This is a genomic window from Psychrobacter sp. CX18 (assembly GCF_057396215.1).
In genome coordinates, this window is record NZ_JBXYJH010000010.1 from 53056 (window position 1) to 73036 (window position 19981).

A 19981-nucleotide genomic window follows, 5' to 3' on the forward strand; every position below is an offset into this window, starting at 1 on the left:
GCTTTTGTGCCGACTACGAATCATTGCCAAAGCCAAAGCCAAACGCAGCCTGATAGCTCTCAGAGCTGTAATCTACCACACGAAGACTCGGCTATCACACCTAGCAATACGTTATTTAACAGTCGCTTTATCTTCCCAAACCCGATTGAGGTAGACCCTGATGGATTAGGACTGGTTGCTATGGGTGGTGATCTTGCCCCGCAGACGCTTTTGTCCGCTTACACTCAAGGTTTATTTCCTTGGTTTAATGAAGATGAGCCCATTGCATGGTGGTGCCCTGAGCCTCGTTGTGTCTTAGACCCGACGACCTTTACACCAAGCAAATCGCTTAAGCGTTTGGTTAAATCAAGCAACTGGCAATGGTCTATTAATGGCGCGTTTGAATCGGTAATCCAAGCCTGTAGCCTACCACGTAGTTATGCAGAAGATACTTGGATTCATGATGAAATGATCGATGCTTATACTCAGCTTCATGACTTAGGCTTTGCTCACAGTATTGAAATTTGGGATGAGCAGCGCTTAATCGGAGGTCTATATGGCCTAAAAATTGGTCAAATCTATTTTGGTGAATCCATGTTCCATCATGTCAGTAATGCCTCAAAAGTCGCTTTTTGGGCTTTAAACAATTTTTGTCACTATACGAATGTCCAACTGATAGACTGTCAGCTTCCAAACGATCACCTTAAAAGCTTAGGTGCTCGAATCATGCCACGAGACGCCTTTTTAAATATTTTAAATCAGCTTATCGCTCAAAAGAGCGTTGATTGGCATGACTTCTCCAGTCAACATTACACTGTAAACGCTTTGATTACTGATCATAAGCCCCTATCTATTAGAGCGAAGTAGATGCAACATACGTTAGATAATGAAGTGAGTCTGTCCAACTTTGATGTTCAAAGTTCACTCAGACTATCCCCTGTTGAACTGTGCAGTTATATGCCAAATCGGCTCTCTCAGCTGACATTTATGGTATTGCCAGAGGATAAAGTCATCGGATCTGACTTATACACTGCGCTTAGTCATCAAGGGTTCCGGCGCAGTGGTTCTGCATTTTATAAGCCAAGCTGTTCACACTGTCTACAGTGTATTTCTTGCCGTGTGGTGGTGGATGACTTTAGTCCATCTCGTCGTTATCGCAAAATATTAAACCGCAATAAGGATGTAAGTTTAACCCTCATACCAGCGTCTGAATCCTCTCATGAACATTATTGCTTATATCAAAGGTATATTTCAGCGCGTCATAAAGATGGCGATATGTATCCACCTAGCCTACAAACCTTTGAGCAGTTTTTAATGCAGTCCCCTGCTGATACGGTATTTATGGAGTTTAGAGAGCCTTCAGGCCAGCTCATTGCTGTAGCGGTTACCGACAAAATCTTGGATGGCCTATCTAGTATCTATACTTTTTTTGACCCTGATCCTAGGTTTAACTCGCGTAGTTTAGGGGTATTTTGCATCTTAAAGCAAATTGAGACTGCCAAAAGTTTTGCACTTCCCTACGTGTATCTTGGTTATTGGATACCTAGTGTCAAAAAGATGAGCTATAAAACTGACTATTTACCAATGGATTTGTTTTTTAATCGTCAATGGCATCGCTTTAAAGAGATGCCAGATCTAAACGAACTAATGGCCTTATTAGATACCAAACAACTGCAAATCAAGTTTTAATTTGTCTTTAAGGATTCTATCTACCTTATCTAAAAATTAACCTATCGAGGAAGGCTTATTCAAGCCTGAACAAGATAAGCCATTTAATGGAAAAGGTATTTTTTAAGTGCTAAATCTCAGATGACTCTCGAAACTCCATAATTAAAGCATCACATCGCTCATTGGTGTTGTTTATTGATGAAGAGTAATATCCTTTTCGCTTATGGATAATAGAAAAACCAATTTTCTGATACAGCGTAATGGCGGCTATATTGTCTTCGCGCACCTCTAACAATATTTTTTCAACTCCTGTATCTGGCATCTGTTTGATTTTATGTCTGATAAGTGCTTCAGCAAGACCTCGACGCTGAAACTTAGGATGTGTGCCTATTCGTAAGATTTCAGCAACCTCAAATACCTGGCCCCAAATACAATAGGCCATCACTTGATCCTCACCGTCAAGATTACCTTCATTACCTTTATCACTCCCATCATCAGATGACGGTGAGTCAATATCTAATGTCACCCAGCACTCGTTTATTTCTTGACTTAATAGGTCGTTAATACTCTGCTCATCCCAATAGTCTAGCGGCTGGATTAAACGTTCAATATCGGCAATTTTCGATACTAGCGTATTATCCCTGCTATCATTAGTAACCTTACATAGTAGTGGTGTTTTCTTAATAGTGGGTTTACTGATAGCTGTTTTTTCTATAGGAGGTTTATCGGTATTCATCGCCTAGTTTCCAATCCAATATCCTATTTTATAAGATCGAGCATTATTATATAGGAAGGGCTTTATAAAAAAAGCCTTCAATCAATAGATTGAAGGCTTTTAATTTTTAGCTATCCGGACGAATTGTACATTTAACCTAACTTAATTTGACCTTTAAAGCTTGCTGGTTAATTCAGGTAATGCTTCAAATAAATCAGCTTCTAAGAAATAATCAGCAACAGAGGCAATTGGCGCTTCTGGATCATTGTTGATTGCAACAATAACTTTAGAGTCTTTCATACCCGCTAAATGCTGGATAGCACCTGAGATACCGGCTGCAATATATAAGTTTGGTGCAACGATTTTACCTGTTTGACCAACCTGCATATCGTTTGGCACATAACCTGCGTCAACGGCTGCACGAGATGCACCAATAGCAGCCCCAATCTTATCAGCAAGTGGCTCAATATATTTAGTGAAGTTTTCACCATTCGCTAATGCACGACCACCAGATACAACGATCTCAGCTGACGTTAACTCTGGACGGTCTGATTTAGCAAGCTCTTCGCTAACGAAGCTTGATTTGCCAGCATCTTGAGAATTATCAAGCTCTTCGATTGAAGCAGAACCCCCTTCAGCAGCAGCAGGGTCAAATGCCGTAGTACGAACCGTTACTAACACTTTGTCTTCAGAGGTTTTAACAGTAGCGATAGCGTTACCAGCATAGATAGGACGCTGGAACGTATGTGCATCTTCAACTTTCATGATGTCGGTTAGCATACTAACGTCTAGCAGTGCTGCTACGCGAGGCATAAAGTTTTTGCCGTTAGTGGTCGCTGGTGCAACGATATGGCTATAGTCGCCTGCTAAATCTTTTACTAATAACGCAACGTTTTCTGCAAGTTGATATTCATAGGCTGGGCTATCCACACATATTACTTTGCTGACACCAGCGACTTTAGATGCTTGTTCAGCCACTGGCTGACAACCTGCACCTGCGACTAGCACATGGATGTCACCACCCATCTCAGATGCAGCGGTAACGGTGCTTAAAGTTGCCTTTTTTAATTCGGCATTGTCATGTTCTGCATATACTAAAATTGCCATGAGAGTATTATCCTTTCTAATAATTATATGAGATTATGATTTGGTAACGGTTACAAGCTTGTCACGCATAATACTAATCATATTTTTTAAGATTTATAAGAAGTCCATTCATCAATTAAATGACTTTTGCTTCATTTCTTAATTTGTCGATTAGCTCATCAACCGACCCTACTTTCACACCTGCAGAACGCTCAGGTGGTGGGGTTACTTTGATGATTTCTTGCTTAGAACCCATCTCAACACCAAAGTCAGCAGGTGACTTTGTATCAAGAGGCTTCTTCTTAGCTTTCATGATGTTAGGAAGCTTAGCATAACGTGGTTCGTTTAAACGTAAGTCAGTGGTGATCACCGCAGGTAGAGGTAACTCGACCGTTTGTAAACCACCATCGATTTCACGAGTCACGTTGACTTTATCGCCTTCAACCTTAACTTCTGAAGCAAACGTACCTTGACCAATACCCATTAACGCAGCAAGCATTTGACCAGTCTGGTTATTATCGTCATCGATAGCTTGTTTACCCAATAGGATAATATCAGTACCTTCTTGCTCTACAATCCCTTTAAGGATTTTAGCAACTTGTAGAGGATATGGCTTATCACTCGTTTCTACCAAGACGCCACGGTCTGCACCCAACGCTAATGCCGCACGAATTTGTTCTTGAGCTTCTTTAGGTCCAATTGAGGCAACGATAACTTCATCCACAACGCCCGCTTCTTTTAAGCGTACCGCCTCTTCTACAGCAATCTCACAAAATGGGTTGATAGACATCTTAGTGTTGCTAAGATCAACGCCAGAATTATCAGCTTTAACGCGAACTTTTACGTTATAGTCAATCACACGCTTAACAGCGACTAATGCTTTCATACGTTCCTCGTTTATTTATGTTATGAATTTTTAAAATGAACAATGTAGTGCTAGCAATATAAATAATCTTACTAAACACGTCGGAATTAATTCTTATACATCTTAGCCAATATAATGGATAATATATATAACAATTTGTAGGATTTAATTAACAGATTATCGTCTGGTTATTTTTTTATAAAAGTGCCTTTATCAAACTAGCTAGTATATCACTAGCTCACCGTCTACCCGTTCAGAAAGACACTGCATCTACATCTATAACAACCATTTTTTTGCAATGCTGCCAATATAAATAAAGATTAATTATTAAAGTCTATTATATTGCGTGACCAACCCAATTAGGTCAAGCCATTGCCGTGAATAAAGGGTCATAAATTTTTTCTTTAAATGATTGAGACATAACTTAACTCAAATTTAAACATTTAACATTCAAAAAAAATAAGAGGATAGTGACTCTACAGTAAGCAATATTTAACCGAATCATTGAATAGTAGTCATTGAATAGAAATTGCAGCTAAATTTTAAGATAAAAAAAAGACAACCTAAAGGTTGTCTTTTTAAGATACCATCTTCTTTATAGAAGATAAGCATCAATTGTAGAATTTAAGCTACAACAAATTATTCAGCAGATTCGATTTGTTCAGCTTGTGGACCTTTTTGGCCTTGACCTAAAACGAAAGTAACTTTTTGACCTTCAGCTAGAGTTTTGAAGCCACTACCTTGAATAGCACTGTAATGAGCAAATACGTCTTGACCACCATCGTCTTGTGCGATGAAACCAAAACCTTTAGCTTCGTTGAACCACTTAACAGTACCTTGAACACGTTCTGACATAACTTTTCCTAATATAAAATTGATTTAACTTTAGTCATGATGCTTTTAACTTGGCAACTATTTTGTGTGTGTTGCTTCTGTAGAAAGCGTAAATCGAGTATTACCGATTAGAATGTTGACTAATCTTCACTCTAATAAATAAAAACTTTAAATACACATCTACAATTAATTGCAGTCATGTTTGAATTAGTAGCGTGCTAATTATTTAACGAGCTAGCTAATCAAAAAGTAACTTACTTACTATGGGTTAGTATAACAGCTTTATAGCACATGTCATACTAATATCTTATCTTTTAGTTATTTTGATGTAACTTATATTGTTATTTATGAAGCATTATATTATTAAATTTTACTAGGCGTAAAATTGAGTCTTTAGAAAAGCTATTACCTTAGCATTTAAATAGTGGGATTTTATAACTCTCTTACTGCCTAAGTTTCATAGGGTGCAGTACCCTATTTTAAAAGTAAAAGACCACTATTTTCACCCTGTATATTTCTAGGACGTTGATATAAAAGCTATATTAGGTATATAAGAAGATGCTAATACCAGCACACATAGGGCAAAGTAGACCACAGAAAAAGACTGACTAAAAGCAATATAAGACTTAGGAATCACTAAGTTTTCGGGTTTATCAGGCAGGCCTTGACGTTTTAATAAACGACTGCCATATACCCAACCCGACACTGTATAAATGAGATAGACCACAGGTACCACCAAATATAATGGCTTAAAATCGTAAAAATAAATGACTGATATTGAGATGAAAACCCATATCGTACCGATAATAGTCGATATTTTGAAGAATTTTGATGTGGGCATTTTACCTTGGTTTCTTTTTAAGATCTGCCCTTCTATTCCTATTAATACGGCAACGACAGCACTTAAAAAAACATAGGTAGTTTGCGGATTAATCTGAGTAAGCCACTGGGTATCCATAGTATAACGTTTTCCAATTGAGTACATTTTAAGACGGTACGTATGACAAGCATCCATACAAAGCAAAATTAAAAGGTCCACACGTCTGTTGACACATGGACCTTTATTGATAGCCATTAAACTTATTTAGTAAGTATAACCTATCAATTCTCTATATGAGCCTTATACAGTATTAGTTTTTATCTTTATCAATGATTTTGCTACTACCGATCCATGGCATCATTGCGCGAAGCTTAGCACCTGTCTTCTCAATCTCATGATCAGCATTATTACGACGACGAGCTGTCATTGAAGGATAATTTGTCGCGCCCTCAGAGATAAACATCTTAGCATATTCACCAGACTGGATACGTTTTAACGCATTGCGCATGGCTTCTCGAGACTGCTCATTGATCACTTCAGGACCAGTGACGTATTCACCATATTCAGCATTGTTACTGATAGAGTAGTTCATATCAGCGATACCGCCCTCATACATTAAGTCAACGATAAGCTTCAGCTCATGTAAACACTCAAAGTAAGCCATTTCTGGCGCATAACCGGCTTCAGTTAAGGTCTCAAAGCCCATTTTAACCAGCTCAACAGCACCACCGCAAAGGACAGCTTGCTCACCAAATAAGTCAGTTTCTGTCTCATCTTTGAACGTAGTCTCAATAATACCTGAACGACCACCGCCGACACCGGCTGCATAAGATAAGGCAACTTGCTTCGCTTGACCAGAGGCATCTTGATAGATAGCGATTAAATCAGGAATACCACCGCCTTTGGTAAATTCAGAGCGGACAGTATGACCTGGCGCTTTTGGTGCAACCATGATCACATCTAAATCTTTACGCGGCACCACTTGGTTATAGTGGATAGCAAAGCCATGAGCGAAGGCAAGGGTTGCACCTTGTTTAATATTTGGCTCAATCACATCTTCGTATAACGCTTTTTGGAACTCATCCGGCGTTAAGATCATGACAATATCAGCAGCTTGTACTGCATCTGCCACTTCTGCCACGTTAAGGCCTGCATTTTCTGCTTTCTTCCAAGAGCCAGAACCGGCACGTAGACCAACCGTCACGTCAACACCAGAGTCTTTTAGGTTTAGCGCATGGGCATGACCTTGTGAACCGTAACCAATAATGGCTACTTTTTTACCTTGAATGATAGATAAGTCACAATCTTTATCGTAATAAACGTTCATAATTTAGTCCTTTTTTATATACTCTTAATGAGTGTGGTTAGTAATAATGTATGTTGATAATTAACTTAAAAATTTAATGAAAAATACTTTATTATTAAACTATTTTATAAAGCCAGTGTCTTGGCTTTATGATGTCGCCTGTTAAAAAAACTGGCTTTAACCTATGACACAAGCTGTTTTATAGTTTAGACGCTAAGCGTACGCTCTCCACGAAGGATACCGATAACACCAGAGCGGACTACTTCCAAAATACGATCGCGACCGATAACCTCGATAAACCCGTCAAGCTTTTCTTGATCGCCCACAATCTGTATGGTGTAAAGATTGGAGGTAACGTCAACGACTTGAGCCCGAAAGATGTCTGCACTGCGCTTCACTTCATCACGGGCACTGCCTGTGGCACGTACTTTAATAAGCATCAACTCACGCTCAACATGACCATTGTCCGTTAAGTTAATCACTTTAACGACTTCGATAAGCTTGTGCAAATGTTTCGTGATTTGCTCAATCTTTTCGGAGCTTGCATTGGTCGTCAATGTTAACCGAGAAATAGACTGATCTTCTGTTGGCGCAACGTTCAACGTCTCAATATTGTAGCCACGTTGTGAAAATAGTCCAACAAGGCGTGATAGCGACCCAGCTTCGTTTTCCATTAGTACAGAGATTAGATGTTGTTGCATTAGGTACGCTCCCCTTTTGATAACCACATATCGCGCATAGACTGACCCGCTACTTGCATAGGATACACATGCTCGTGGCGATCAACATAGACGTCAATAAATACCAGCTTATCCTTCATAGCAAGTGCTTCAGCAAGCTGCGCCTCTAACTTGTCAGGATCTGTGATTTTGACACCCACATGACCATAACTTTCAGCAAGCTTAACAAAATCAGGCAAGGACTCCATATAAGACGAGGCATGACGGCCATCATACAACATATCTTGCCATTGTTTTACCATACCAAGCTGAGCATTATTTATGCACAAAATCTTAACCGGCAACCCATACTGGAAACAGGTAGATAGCTCTTGGATATTCATCTGAATAGAGCCTTCACCAGTAATACATACCACATCACGTTCTGGCTCAACCAATTTGGCGGCCATCGCATAAGGCAGACCGACGCCCATCGTTCCTAAACCACCAGAGTTTAGCCACTGGCGAGGTTCATCATATTTGTAATATAAGGCAGCAAACATCTGATGCTGTCCCACATCGCTGGTAATAATCGCTTTACCTTCAGTGATCTCATACAATTTTTCAACGACGGTTTGCGGCTTAATGCCTTCATCGGTATTGGTGTCATATCGTAGACCATGACGCTTACGCCATTCATTAATTTGTGACCACCAATCAAGTAATGCTGGCTGATCGAGCTGTTTATCTTCACCGTCAAGCAAGCCCAATATGTCACTCAACACAGACTTTACATCACCGACAATGGGGATATCTGCCATGATGGTTTTTGATATTGACGCTGGATCAATATCAATATGAATAATGGTGGCATTAGGACAGAATTTCTGAACATTATTGGTCACGCGGTCATCGAAGCGTGCGCCAACCGCCATAATGACATCTGCATGATGCATGGTCATATTGGCTTCATAGGTACCGTGCATACCTAGCATACCTAAGAACTGACGGTCTGAACCTGGAAATGCTCCCAATCCCATTAGGGTATTGGTTACTGGCAGATTTAACTGATGCGCCAATTGTCTGAGCTCTTCATGTGCATTACCTAAAATAACACCACCGCCTGAATACAAAATTGGACGCTTAGCAGATAATAGGGCCTCTACCGCTTTTTTAATCTGACCACTGTGACCTTTAACCGAAGGCTGGTACGAGCGAATATTAACCGACTCTGGATAGTAGTATTCAAACTTCTCATGCGGCGCTGTAGTATCTTTAGGAATATCGATCACAACCGGACCTGGACGACCAGACTGCGCAATATAAAACGCCTTTTTAACTATCGATGGAATCTCACTAGCATGACGCACTTGGAAACTGTGTTTCACGATTGGACGTGATACCCCGACCATATCTGTCTCTTGAAACGCATCATCACCGATAAGGTATCTTGGTACCTGACCTGAAATGACGACCATTGGAATAGAGTCCATAAATGCTGTAGCGATGGCGGTCACTGTATTGGTCGCGCCTGGACCTGACGTGGCAAGTACCACACCAGGCTTTCCCGTTCTCCGTGAATAAGCATCCGCCATGTGACCGGCAGCTTGCTCATGACGCACCAACAAATGCTCAATAGTGTCTTGTTTGAAAATTGCATCATATATATGCAACACGGCGCCACCGGGGTAACCAAAAATATACTCAACGCCTTCATCAATTAAAGACTGGACAAGCATTTCGCCGCCAGAGAGCATTATTGGCCCCTCGCCATTTTCTAAAAGTTCACGCTTCTTACCAAAATTAATGGCAGCGTGCGCTGATTGAGTATGCCCTGTCATGTTAGGGCTTTGGGTTGTTTGGGTCACTGTCATCACCTTTTGTATTGCGGGATGTTATTAAGGCTCTTATCTCATCATTTGTGTTTATGTGACCTTAAAACGGATAAACCATTTTTAGATCTGATAAACCAAAGACATTAATAAAAATTGCGGTTTAGCAAAGCATACTTCGTGTATACGCCTAATATATCGAGTGGTGTTAAAAGTACAGGTAGCCGTTATCAGACTTTAACGCTGTAGCGACTCGGTTACTAACTCATTCAATGACTCATTCAATAACTAATTAAGTTGATAATTGCTTGAATCATCAGCCAGTTAGATTAATAAATAAGGAAGTTATTACCTACTTTTAATGCCACACAAATTCTAATTTTAAACATTTTTAATTCGTTAATGCCATATTTTTTAATAACCCTTCAGGCATGGCAAAAAATACCATCAGGCATTAGCCATGTGATATGAGCGCTTAAGGTTACAGTGACTTTTAATACTATTTGAGGACTATACTATTTTTGCTACTGCTTAACTATAAATACAAATATGAGTTAACCATGTAACGTCATATAAAGTTTTATGAGTCAATCCAGTTAAGCTAAACCTTACTAAGAGTAAGAATGTAGGACACTAGACAAATAGATAGAAAATAGATAAGTAAAAATAGGGATTAAGACGTTAACAAGATCGATGTGTGGGATTGATTGGCTAAAATAACCGCCAAAACGTCACATTAAACATCCAAATCGGGTTAAAAAAGGGACAGATCAAATGACTCAATCTGATACCTTTTACTCTTACTTTGATACCCTGCAATCCGAATCCACTTGTGACATAAACTGTCATGCACAAATATTTCAGATTGATTACTTAGTCGCTGTAGACCGATAAGTCCCAGAATTATTGGCAGTTAATAAAAAATACTGCCTAATTCATCACATTTAAAGAGGCCAACCTAAAGCGGATGGTAATCCTGCGATAGTGGCAACTTTATAGCTACCTAACTCGGTAAGTGAGATAACCGACTAATCAAAGTCCTATAATCGGATGTTTTGGCGCCGTTGTCAACAAAATAAATTTAATAAACTAACTAACCAATAGTCATCATTTCTAATTTCAGCTCATATATCTTGCTTTATCTTGTTAACAAAAGACAATAAGCGGGTAAAATATAACCGATTAATGCCATTGTCCAAGTAAACTAATCATATACGAAACGTGGACTAAACTTAGGCTAAATATAGACGTAACCTTAACAACATGCTGTCAAAAAATAGGAAAAGATACGCTAGCTATTATCCTTAGCGTTATTACTGACGTACCAAACGGCTTGGCGCAGGTAACAAGCTTGGATCACTGACTCTGCACGGATTAATATCGATGCCACCACGGCGCGTATACCATGCTCTGACCATCAGCTTAGAGGGGTTAAAAGCTTGACTAAGGTCCGCAAATATTTGCTCTACACACTGCTCATGAAAGCCATTGTGCTGACGGAAACTTAAAATATAGTGTAATAAATTGGCATCATGCACTGGCTCAGCTGTCGTCATGTCGATAGCAAGTGTCCCCCAATCGGGCTGATTGGTCACTGGACAGTTGCTGCGCAGTAAGTTGGAATAATACTGATGATGCGTCACAATGTTGTCAGCACTCTCAATTTGGTTATTCATATTTGATTGCAGGCTTTCTTTAACTGGGTTGCCTGTTAATGAGCTGTCTTTTAATTGGCTGCCTGTTAATGAGCTGTCTTCTAATTGTTGACCTTTTAATAAAGTAGCATCAGGATGCTCGACCAACTCAATTTTGACCGTAGAATTTTGTAAGGCATTATCAAGACACTGCCCTAGCGGGTGAGAAACGAGAAAACTTGAATCTGCGCTCTCACTTGCGGGATGACTATCATGGTCTAAAGGGCCTACCTCGAAGAGCTCAACATCGACCTTTGCGCCCACACAGTCCGATAAGTCCTTTGCAATGGTCTGCTTCACACTTTCCCAACTGTCAAACTCTGTAAAATTTAAGCTATTTAAATAAAGCTTAAGCGACTTGGATTCGACAATATTTGGTGAGCTTGCCGGAATAGCAAAGCGCGCAATCGCCACTTGAGACAACCCTTGAGGCGTTAACCACGATACCTCAAACGCATGCCACCAGTCCACGCCGATGGCAAGGTTGTCAGCTTGCCAACCAATATGTTGACGACCCAATGCCCTTGGAATTGCGTATAAGGTATCTGGTTGGTAGGTTTTGGGATAGCTGGTCGTTTCCCCTAAGACACCATGGATACTCATGACATTTTCCTTTCAATCTTCTGCGAAGTGCTTATTTAAATTACAGGCGCAAACGTGATCCGTTATCAAGTAGGCGATAGGCAATGGTGTAAAAGATCACACAAAATACGAATATTGCTGCCATTGAATACCATACATTGACATCAGAATAGCCCAATATACCAAAGCGAAACGAGTTGACCATGTACACAATTGGATTTAATAAAGAGACGTTTTGCCAAAAGGGCGATAGGTTTTCTAACGAATAAAATACGCCACCCAGATAGGTCAAAGGGGTTAACACAAAGCTTGGAATAATAGAGATATCATCAAAAGAGCGCGCAAAGACGGCATTAATAAATCCACCCAGTGAAAATAAGATAGACGTCCCTAATACCGTAAACATCATGACAAAGATATGCTCTACCCCAAGATTAGTAAAGAACTGAGCCACGATTGATACAATCAATGCAATCATAAGACCGCGGAATACCCCGCCGCTGACATAGCCAAGTAAGATGGAGTGCTTGGACACCGGTGAGACCAACAGCTCTTCAATACTTGAGGTGAATTTGGCACTAAAAAAACTCGATACCACATTGGAGTAGCTATTGGTAATGACCGACATCATAATGAGACCAGGCACAATAAACTGCATGTAAGGCACACCGCCCATCTCCCCGACTCGTGAGCCAATCATCTTACCAAATATCACAAAGTACAAGCTCATGGTAATGACAGGGGGCAGTAAGGTCTGTGGCCAAATCCGTAGAATACGACGCACTTCCTTAATAACGATAGTCCGAAAGGCGATCATTCTTTGTGCGACGGTTAAGCCATCATTATGATGATGCCTAACAGCCTTAGTCGTTTGATTATTGATATCTGTCATAGTCCAGCCTCCCTCATACTGTCTTTATTCGCCACGCCTTGCTCTACCAAACGCATAAACAGCTCCTCCAAACGGTTGGCTTTATTACGCATACTGGCCACTTCGATACCCATCTGATTTAACTGCTCAAACACCTTATTTAGCGACTCACTTTCTGTCAGCGTCACCTCGATAGTTTGAGGATCTGTTTGCACTATACCGGTCACGCCAGTAAGTTCAATGTTATGACTGACGGGCTTTTCAAGATCTAATACGAAGGTTTCAATTGACAATTGACCTAATAACTCTTTCATCTCAGTATTAATACGAATTTCGCCATGATCTAAAATAGCGATATAGCGACACAATTGTTCTGCTTCTTCCAAATAATGAGTGGTTAAAATAATCGTGGTATTTTCTTCCTCATTTATTTGCTGCATAAACTCCCACATCGATCGGCGCAGCTCAATATCCACCCCTGCTGTCGGCTCATCAAGTATTAACAGCTTTGGCTTATGAATTAATGCTCTGGCAATCATTAATCGCCGCTTCATCCCGCCTGATAGCTCACGTGCCTTATTGTTACGTTTATCCCAAAGCCCCAATGACGTGAGTAACTTCTTAGCTCGTGGCTTCGAGTCTTTGGCAGGTATCCCAAAGTAACCAGCCTGCGTAATCAGAATATCTTCGACTTTTTCAAACTGATTAAAGTTAAACTCTTGCGGGACGACACCCAGATACTGCTTGGCAATAGACGGATTTTCAAGTAAATCAGTACCAAAAATCTTGACACTGCCCTCGGTAGGCTTAAACAAAGAGCTTATGATACCAATCATGGTCGATTTCCCGGCACCATTCGGCCCTAGTAGCGCAAAGAAGCCACCTTGAGGTACCGTAAGATTGACATTTTTTAGCGCGGCAAATCCGTTGCCGTATATTTTAGAGAGGTTATGAACTTGTAAGGCAGGACTTGCCGTTGGCGTTGTATTAGTCATAGAATCACATATAAATTAGTCGAATGAAAGTCAATAAGCCTTATATGGGTGTAAAACAAGATATTTAAAGCCAGTTATCCTAAACTTGATGTTTGACGAGATGTTGAATTCACTTTATACGAGACTTAATTCGCATTACAAAAAAACGCTCACCAGTTGGTAAGCGTTTTAATAAAAATCAACAGCTTAGTCTCTATTTTACTAGACTTATCACATCAAATTATAAGACCTGGATGGGTATATTAAGATGGTGAATTTAATAGTCAGTATTAGCTAAGTTATGGATTAAAATAAATATTGATTTATCTTAAATCTTAGCTTGATTCACTAATCATATAGTCTACCGCGTTATGCACTTCTTCATCAGGGATATCGGCACCACCTCTAGCTGGCATCGCATTAAAGCCATTGATAGCATGGTCATATAGAGTATCTTTACCTTTTGCAATACGAGGTCCCCAAGCACCAGCATCACCCACTTTAGGCGCACCAGCAATACCGGCTGCGTGACAAGTATGACAAATCGCATCGAATACCGCTTTACCGTCTCGAGGCTCACCATCGGCAGAAGCACCAGCAGACGCTGTTAAGGTGATGTCACAGTTCTCATCCCCTTCAAAACAAACTTTAGCATAAGGGCTGATACGTTCGACAAGTTGCGGATATAGAGCTATTAGTTTTTTGACCTGAGGCGTGTCTTCAGGGATTGGCTCTTCTTCAGCCGGCGCTGCTGCTACTTCAGCACCATCTTCTGTGGCTTCGGTGGCTTCTGTCGCACCATCAGCAGCCGCATCTGTTGCTTCTGCACTTGCAACCACATCCATAGTGTTCGTGTCACTAGCAGCTTGCGTAGTCGCATCTGCTGTTGCCTCAGTAGTAGCAGCGGCTGGATCAATGACGTCTTCAGCTTGGCTTAAAGATATACCTGATAAACCAAGAATAGCGGCGGCGGTTAACATCACGATTTTTTTCATGCGTCACAATCTCTTTTTAGAGCGACATACTTAAGCTTCTGTTGCTGTTAATTTGGCAATCATGGCTAAGCAAGCTTAAATAGTCGAGTATGTTTGATTGAATTATTTTAGCGTATCACAATTAAAACAGTATAAAATTCTTTTCCCTAATATTATAAGGGTAAAAGGGGACTAAAAGCCATGATTGAATAGTGACTATATCGACAAATGATAGTTTGCAGTACTTATATACAGCTCTCATATATGTCACAATAATTGTCGTCACAGTTACCGATATTATGCTTATCTTACATCTGTCAGGCGCTAATGTATCAAATTTACTCCTTACTTGTCATTTATAATCAGCGATACCATTGGTTTTTTGGGTCATTTTTGCTAAACTAGCCTGCTTAAAACAGGTTACTGATTCAATTGATCTATTGAGTAATATCAACAAGCTTTTTTAGATGAATAGAATACGTAACCAATTTGCATAATAGGCCGTTCTATTTTGACGTACTGTTTAAAAAGTTCAGCAGCTTGATATTTCAAGTAGTCTACATGTAAAATCAGCTCGTTTTTAGCTTTATATACATGCGCTTGTAGCTCAGTTGGATAGAGTATCGGCCTCCGAAGCCGAGGGTCGTGGGTTCGATTCCCGCCAAGCGCACCATCCACATTATTTTCGCATTAACTCCCATTACTTAAAACCCGCTAAAGCCTATTAAATAAAGGTTTTGGTCTTTTGCCGTGTCTTGTAATTTCCTGACAGCACCAATCGAATGTTGTACATATCCAAACCCTCCCCATTAAACCCAAAACCTAGTATCTATTGTCTTAAATACCTTTCGTAGAGTACCTTTAAAAAGTTCTAAATGATTCACGACACTCAATGTCGCTTAACACTGTCTATAGTATTGCTTACTTATCCTGTATTCCTTATAATTAAAGCATCGCTTGACTATACCTTGAGCAGCTTTACTTATGTTAAGGAATGATATGTCACAGACCAATGCTTACACAGACAACAGTTTTGCCTCCTCCGATCTCAAAACCATCCTCCACTCCAAGCGTGCCAATATCTATTACCTGTCACATTGCCGGGTTATGCAAAAGGTGACTTAGAAAACAAATAAGAAGACACTACACGATAATGCCTTTCTATTAAAGGTCTGCAGCGTATTTAAGCAACTTAAACAACTTTTATTAGTTAGATATTTTAATATTACATCAAGAACTTCAATGACCCTAATACTTTTCTTGATATATCATCTTTGTCGTTTTTATTCTTTTTATCACCCCATACGAGCCAGTTATTAACACCCATTTCATTCTTAGTAGTGTGCTTAAGCATCCATAGAAAGTTATCTGAGTTTTCAAAATTACCTGTTATGCAACCTGACGTAAATTGGTGACAATTATCTAATATAACATTGTATCTTCTATTACTTCCAACCATCTTTTTTGCTCTTTCTGCTATAGCTTTACCCCCTATAGCAGTATTGCCTTTACAAGATACATAAATATGAGTTGATAGATTGAAACCGTTTAACCTTCCCATAAATTGTTTAGGAGTAACTACTTCTATTATCCCTGATCCATCTAAGTGAACTATTTTATTGTATCCAATATATATTCCTGTATGTTCTACAAATTCAGCTAAGTCGCAATACACTACACTGCCTACAGCTGGACGCACTTCCCCTTCGGACTTTTTGATTTCACCACGCATAATAGAATTAGGCATTACTAGCATTGCTATCCTCCAAAAATCTAAAACAACTACCCAATTACTTAACAAACCTTAGTTTTGAATAAAAGATAGGTACCAAGACATGTAAACTAATTAAGCGACAACTGCGAACATGAACGATAACTTGCTACTTATTTAGCAAACCTACATAACTCATTCTTTAACCTTATTGATATTGAGATGGGTTTATTTGTAACATAGCAGCTGCGAGAATACCAATATTTTCATCTGTTAAAGTTTGAATTTGAACGTATGTATCTTCACCCCCATTGGTAGTTTCTGCAGTGTACTCAATTTCAAATTCAGACTTACCAAATTGACCTTTAGTTGTTAAGATATTGCCTTTACAGAAATAGTTACCTAGCTCTAAGTCTTGGTCAATAGTTATTATATTTTCTAACCTATAATTAATATTTTCATAGTCAGTATCGAAGCTGAACTAATTCACACCATTCACTTTAAGTAAATCACCAATAGTATTGGTTGTATATTCGATCATACCTGGTCTAATTAAATATGAATCAACTTGATTTTTAACAAGATCAGTAACAGTATTTATAACTACATTACTTTCACACGAATAAATTGGCTTCTCAGAACATCCTGGTAGCTTCAGTACAGTCATCAGTAATACTAAAAACTTACTTTTCATTTAATCTTCCCTACTACGACACTATCAATTTTTATAAATTTGCAAAAATTTGAATTAGTAAAGCTTTAAGAATAAATACCTTACACAAAACTATCTTAATTTAATCAATTAATTAATAAATAATGAGAAACTCTCAAGTCATAACTGCATAACTATCGATTCAAGTTATAAACAACTTCTATATATTTACTGTTATTGTGTTGTACATACAAATAATTAGTTTTAAAGCGTAATTAAAAACAATAATTTTGTTCGATCCATTAGCTGAAACCTCGGGTAGTTTTTAATTTTGGGTAAATTAACTCACTAGAGTTTGTTCGATAGGTTAAGCAGATGTTCGATACTTTAGTATATATAATTTATTTATACATGCTTTATACAATATAAGAAGCCAATTATAAGACAGGCTAAGTGAGTTTCAGACTGGCTAAGAAAGCTACCGTAACAGCTATAGATAACTTTTATTGCTAGCTAGCCTTGAATTTAAAATGAAGCAGTAAAAATTTATACAGCTACACAGAAACCTAGAAACTGATACTGATACTGATACTGATACTGCGTATAGAACGACATTTAGATATGTTAAATGTTAACTTTGTTAACAATGCCGTTAAACAGTATAGATAACATGGGGGGCTATTTCTAATATTTATAAGGCACAACGGTGGTGTAGTGACTTAGAAAATAAGACAACTTAAGGAAGTGTGACGACTTAAAACATTCTGATTAAGAACGAGATAGGAGTCATGAGGCGCGGTTTAGCCTCGATTGCAGCGGATATACTGCTAGGGATGGCATACTGCGATGCTAGGTATTGACGTGGCGCACGAAGTAAGCGACACGGCAAACCTTAGCAATCGCATTGCCAATGCTAGCAGATAGTAGTGTAAAGCGAGAGTTGCTACTGCTTTACTATATTGGCGTCAAAAAGGTATGGCTATGTACTCGTCGTTTGATCATCAGTCGGCTGTCATCAAACACCGCTAAGCTCAATTCTTAGCTCTTCTATACTGGGCAGCTTGTGGAAGTTTATCACGGTCACCTCCCCCAAACGTCGACGCCCAAGAGCGGCATTGGCATCTAAGGTCAGCATCGCAACTTTTTTGGCATTACGCTCTAGTATTAAGTGCTGCTCACGTAAGATGGCATTAAAGTCTGGGAAGTGTTTGGCAATTTGTTTTTTAAGCTTGACCAATTGCGTCTTAGGCGCATTACTAAACGAGCCAGATTGACTCTCAAACTTGAACTTTTTGGACTCGCCTTTTTGGTTTTTTTTATAACTGGCCTGCTGCTTTTTAGGATTGAGCTTTTTAGAATTGGGTTTGCTCGGATAGGCTGCATTGGGTTTCGCACTTGTCGCTTTCGGCTTGATAAAGAAGGCGATAGCAAACAATACGAAAGTGATGAGCAACACTACCCCAAGCAATGTACTGCCACTGAATATCTGATTCATACACCCTCCAAATAGTGATGTGTAGTAAGACGCGAACCCAAACGGATGGTTGTCAGCAAACGACTTATGTGCGTCGGTATTGACACTGATTGATGACCTTACTACAGTCCTTGTAACGATTTTAACCCTTTTTTATAAAATAACCTATCTTTGTTAGGCTTACTTAACCTACTATTTGTAGTATTCAATGTGTTGCATTTGGACTTGTCTACTTCGATAGGTTATCTTCTAGCGTAGGTTATCTTCTAGCTTAGGTTATCTTCTAGCATGGATTATCTTCTAGCATGGATTATCTTCTAGCATGGATATTAGCGATATTAGCGATATTAGCATTGTTTGACGATAGGTGAATTATGAGTAATGATTTAACACAAAACTTAACAGCTTTGAACGAAAAGGCATTACAACATGCGAAGACGCTACTGCAACAGTCAAAAAATATTTGTATATTGACCGGTGCTGGTATCTCCGCTGAAAGTGGTATCCCAACTTTTCGCGATAAACAAACGGGACTATGGGAGAACTATAGCGCTGAAGATCTGGCGAGCATTGATGCGTTTGAACGCAATCCTAATATGGTGTGGTCTTGGTATCAGTGGCGCCGCAATCTGGTGAAAGACAAAAAGCCCAATCCTGCACATTTTGCACTCGCTAAGCTTCAACACTGGGGCGAAAAACATGGCAAAACTGTGACCCTTATCACCCAAAATGTAGATGACTTGCATGAGCAAGCAGGCAGTGCCACGACCCACTTACATGGGCATCTATGGAAGAATAAATGCAGCGACTGCGGATCAGCCTTTGATCAGGAGGTCGACTATGCTAACGATGCGCTGTTGAACTGCCCTATCTGCGATGCTTATGTACGTCCAGATATTGTCTGGTTTGGAGAGATGCTACCGCAACAAGAGTGGCAATTGGCAGAGGCGGCCACAGCGCAATGCGATGTGTTTGTCAGTATTGGCACGTCAAGCTTGGTTTATCCCGCAGCAGGCTTGTCACAATTGGCAAAAAATAATGGGGCTAGCCTTATTGAGGTCAATCTAAACCCCACTGAAAACCCTATTCTAGATGTGATATTGGCAGGTAAAGCTGGCATTATCCTGCCAAGACTGGTTGAGAGTACAATAGAGTTATAGTCATATAAAAGAGGTAGAGTGTTAACTTCGCTAAGCCTACATTTGTAGTACTTGCGCTCGGTTGCCTTGTATCTCAAATATCTGACTACGACTATAAAGACAATGCCGTGAACACATTCTAAACG

General features: G+C 39.5%; 17 protein-coding genes, 1 tRNA gene and 1 pseudogene. 5 read left to right on the plus strand and 14 right to left on the minus strand.

All coding sequences use genetic code 11. The features are described 5' to 3' along the window. Positions 1-6 precede the first annotated feature (6 nt). Positions 7-846 (plus strand): leucyl/phenylalanyl-tRNA--protein transferase, encoded by an 840-nt coding sequence (gene aat, locus AC2SLT_RS08765; RefSeq protein ID WP_486547283.1) that lies wholly within the window; start codon positions 7-9, stop codon positions 844-846. Next, positions 847-1668, plus strand: coding sequence for an arginyltransferase (locus tag AC2SLT_RS08770; protein ID WP_486547284.1), 822 nt, complete (start codon positions 847-849; stop codon positions 1666-1668). A 109-nt stretch (positions 1669-1777) separates the two neighbouring features. Here AC2SLT_RS08770 and AC2SLT_RS08775 read toward each other — a convergent pair whose 3' ends face one another. The 12 genes from AC2SLT_RS08775 to AC2SLT_RS08830 all read right to left on the minus strand — a co-directional run bounded on the left by AC2SLT_RS08775 (position 1778) and on the right by AC2SLT_RS08830 (position 14880). Continuing rightward, positions 1778-2383 carry a GNAT family N-acetyltransferase gene (locus AC2SLT_RS08775; protein ID WP_486547285.1) on the minus strand — a complete coding sequence of 202 codons (606 nt, stop codon included), beginning with the start codon at positions 2381-2383 and terminating at the stop codon, positions 1778-1780. A 153-nt stretch (positions 2384-2536) separates the two neighbouring features. Beyond that, complete coding sequence (locus tag AC2SLT_RS08780; protein ID WP_486547286.1) at positions 2537-3469, minus strand: electron transfer flavoprotein subunit alpha/FixB family protein; 933 nt, start codon at positions 3467-3469, stop codon at positions 2537-2539. A 115-nt stretch (positions 3470-3584) separates the two neighbouring features. Beyond that, positions 3585-4334, minus strand: coding sequence for an electron transfer flavoprotein subunit beta/FixA family protein (locus AC2SLT_RS08785; RefSeq protein ID WP_486547287.1), 750 nt, complete (start codon positions 4332-4334; stop codon positions 3585-3587). Between the two features lie 618 nt (positions 4335-4952). Further along, complete coding sequence (locus tag AC2SLT_RS08790; RefSeq protein ID WP_007394029.1) at positions 4953-5168, minus strand: cold-shock protein; 216 nt, start codon at positions 5166-5168, stop codon at positions 4953-4955. Positions 5169-5664: 496 nt separating this feature from the next. Further along, a complete protein-coding gene (locus AC2SLT_RS08795; protein WP_486547288.1) occupies positions 5665-6105 on the minus strand; it encodes a hypothetical protein in 441 nt (146 codons plus the stop codon). A gap of 172 nt (positions 6106-6277) precedes the next feature. Next, positions 6278-7294, minus strand: a complete 1017-nt coding sequence (ilvC, locus tag AC2SLT_RS08800) for a ketol-acid reductoisomerase (RefSeq protein WP_486547289.1) — start codon at positions 7292-7294, stop codon at positions 6278-6280. A gap of 185 nt (positions 7295-7479) precedes the next feature. After that, complete coding sequence (ilvN, locus tag AC2SLT_RS08805; RefSeq protein WP_486547290.1) at positions 7480-7974, minus strand: acetolactate synthase small subunit; 495 nt, start codon at positions 7972-7974, stop codon at positions 7480-7482. Continuing rightward, entirely contained in the window at positions 7974-9689 is a 1716-nt protein-coding gene (locus AC2SLT_RS08810) for an acetolactate synthase 3 large subunit (RefSeq protein ID WP_486547375.1), read from the minus strand. The genes ilvN and AC2SLT_RS08810 overlap by 1 nt, the downstream gene beginning before the upstream one ends. A 1388-nt stretch (positions 9690-11077) precedes the next feature. Next, positions 11078-12061, minus strand: a complete 984-nt coding sequence (locus tag AC2SLT_RS08815) for an NADPH-dependent 7-cyano-7-deazaguanine reductase (protein ID WP_486547291.1) — start codon at positions 12059-12061, stop codon at positions 11078-11080. Between the two features lie 40 nt (positions 12062-12101). Continuing rightward, positions 12102-12857 (minus strand): ABC transporter permease, encoded by a 756-nt coding sequence (locus AC2SLT_RS08820; protein WP_486547376.1) that lies wholly within the window; start codon positions 12855-12857, stop codon positions 12102-12104. Between the two features lie 71 nt (positions 12858-12928). Then, positions 12929-13906 carry an ABC transporter ATP-binding protein gene (locus AC2SLT_RS08825; RefSeq protein ID WP_486547292.1) on the minus strand — a complete coding sequence of 326 codons (978 nt, stop codon included), beginning with the start codon at positions 13904-13906 and terminating at the stop codon, positions 12929-12931. Between the two features lie 314 nt (positions 13907-14220). Further along, on the minus strand, positions 14221-14880 hold the full coding sequence (locus AC2SLT_RS08830; RefSeq protein ID WP_486547293.1) for a c-type cytochrome: 660 nt from the start codon (positions 14878-14880) through the stop codon (positions 14221-14223). 575 nt (positions 14881-15455) lie between these two features. On the opposite strand from AC2SLT_RS08830, the gene AC2SLT_RS08835 reads away from it, so the two are divergent. Continuing rightward, positions 15456-15532 (plus strand) — tRNA-Arg (locus AC2SLT_RS08835). A 326-nt stretch (positions 15533-15858) separates the two neighbouring features. Then, positions 15859-15975, plus strand: a pseudogene (locus AC2SLT_RS08840) (type I-F CRISPR-associated endonuclease Cas1f); the annotation flags it as partial. A 109-nt stretch (positions 15976-16084) separates the two neighbouring features. Here AC2SLT_RS08840 and AC2SLT_RS08845 read toward each other — a convergent pair. Together AC2SLT_RS08845 and AC2SLT_RS08850 are read right to left on the minus strand one after the other, a co-directional pair. Continuing rightward, on the minus strand, positions 16085-16606 hold the full coding sequence (locus AC2SLT_RS08845) for a lecithin retinol acyltransferase family protein (RefSeq protein WP_486547294.1): 522 nt from the start codon (positions 16604-16606) through the stop codon (positions 16085-16087). Between the two features lie 1631 nt (positions 16607-18237). Continuing rightward, entirely contained in the window at positions 18238-18717 is a 480-nt protein-coding gene (locus tag AC2SLT_RS08850) for a hypothetical protein (protein ID WP_486547295.1), read from the minus strand. A 353-nt stretch (positions 18718-19070) separates the two neighbouring features. On the opposite strand from AC2SLT_RS08850, the gene AC2SLT_RS08855 reads away from it, so the two are divergent. Next, on the plus strand, positions 19071-19856 hold the full coding sequence (locus AC2SLT_RS08855; RefSeq protein ID WP_486547296.1) for an SIR2 family NAD-dependent protein deacylase: 786 nt from the start codon (positions 19071-19073) through the stop codon (positions 19854-19856). Positions 19857-19981 lie beyond the last annotated feature (125 nt).

What these genes read in the sequence shown, in the direction of transcription:
- AC2SLT_RS08815 (WP_486547291.1), bottom strand. Translation starts at nt 12,061, where the DNA reads ATGAGTATCCATGGTGTCTTAGGGGAAACGACCAGCTATCCCAAAACC.
- AC2SLT_RS08820 (WP_486547376.1), bottom strand. Translation starts at nt 12,857, where the DNA reads ATGATCGCCTTTCGGACTATCGTTATTAAGGAAGTGCGTCGTATTCTA.
- AC2SLT_RS08810 (WP_486547375.1), bottom strand. Translation starts at nt 9,689, where the DNA reads ATGCTCTCTGGCGGCGAAATGCTTGTCCAGTCTTTAATTGATGAAGGC.
- AC2SLT_RS08850 (WP_486547295.1), bottom strand. Translation starts at nt 18,717, where the DNA reads ATGAATCAGATATTCAGTGGCAGTACATTGCTTGGGGTAGTGTTGCTC.
- ilvN (WP_486547290.1), bottom strand. Translation starts at nt 7,974, where the DNA reads ATGCAACAACATCTAATCTCTGTACTAATGGAAAACGAAGCTGGGTCG.
- AC2SLT_RS08845 (WP_486547294.1), bottom strand. Translation starts at nt 16,606, where the DNA reads ATGCCTAATTCTATTATGCGTGGTGAAATCAAAAAGTCCGAAGGGGAA.
- AC2SLT_RS08790 (WP_007394029.1), bottom strand. Translation starts at nt 5,168, where the DNA reads ATGTCAGAACGTGTTCAAGGTACTGTTAAGTGGTTCAACGAAGCTAAA.
- AC2SLT_RS08855 (WP_486547296.1), top strand. Translation starts at nt 19,071, where the DNA reads ATGAGTAATGATTTAACACAAAACTTAACAGCTTTGAACGAAAAGGCA.
- AC2SLT_RS08770 (WP_486547284.1), top strand. Translation starts at nt 847, where the DNA reads ATGCAACATACGTTAGATAATGAAGTGAGTCTGTCCAACTTTGATGTT.
- AC2SLT_RS08795 (WP_486547288.1), bottom strand. Translation starts at nt 6,105, where the DNA reads ATGGATACCCAGTGGCTTACTCAGATTAATCCGCAAACTACCTATGTT.
- AC2SLT_RS08780 (WP_486547286.1), bottom strand. Translation starts at nt 3,469, where the DNA reads ATGGCAATTTTAGTATATGCAGAACATGACAATGCCGAATTAAAAAAG.
- ilvC (WP_486547289.1), bottom strand. Translation starts at nt 7,294, where the DNA reads ATGAACGTTTATTACGATAAAGATTGTGACTTATCTATCATTCAAGGT.
- AC2SLT_RS08775 (WP_486547285.1), bottom strand. Translation starts at nt 2,383, where the DNA reads ATGAATACCGATAAACCTCCTATAGAAAAAACAGCTATCAGTAAACCC.
- AC2SLT_RS08825 (WP_486547292.1), bottom strand. Translation starts at nt 13,906, where the DNA reads ATGACTAATACAACGCCAACGGCAAGTCCTGCCTTACAAGTTCATAAC.
- AC2SLT_RS08830 (WP_486547293.1), bottom strand. Translation starts at nt 14,880, where the DNA reads ATGAAAAAAATCGTGATGTTAACCGCCGCCGCTATTCTTGGTTTATCA.
- AC2SLT_RS08785 (WP_486547287.1), bottom strand. Translation starts at nt 4,334, where the DNA reads ATGAAAGCATTAGTCGCTGTTAAGCGTGTGATTGACTATAACGTAAAA.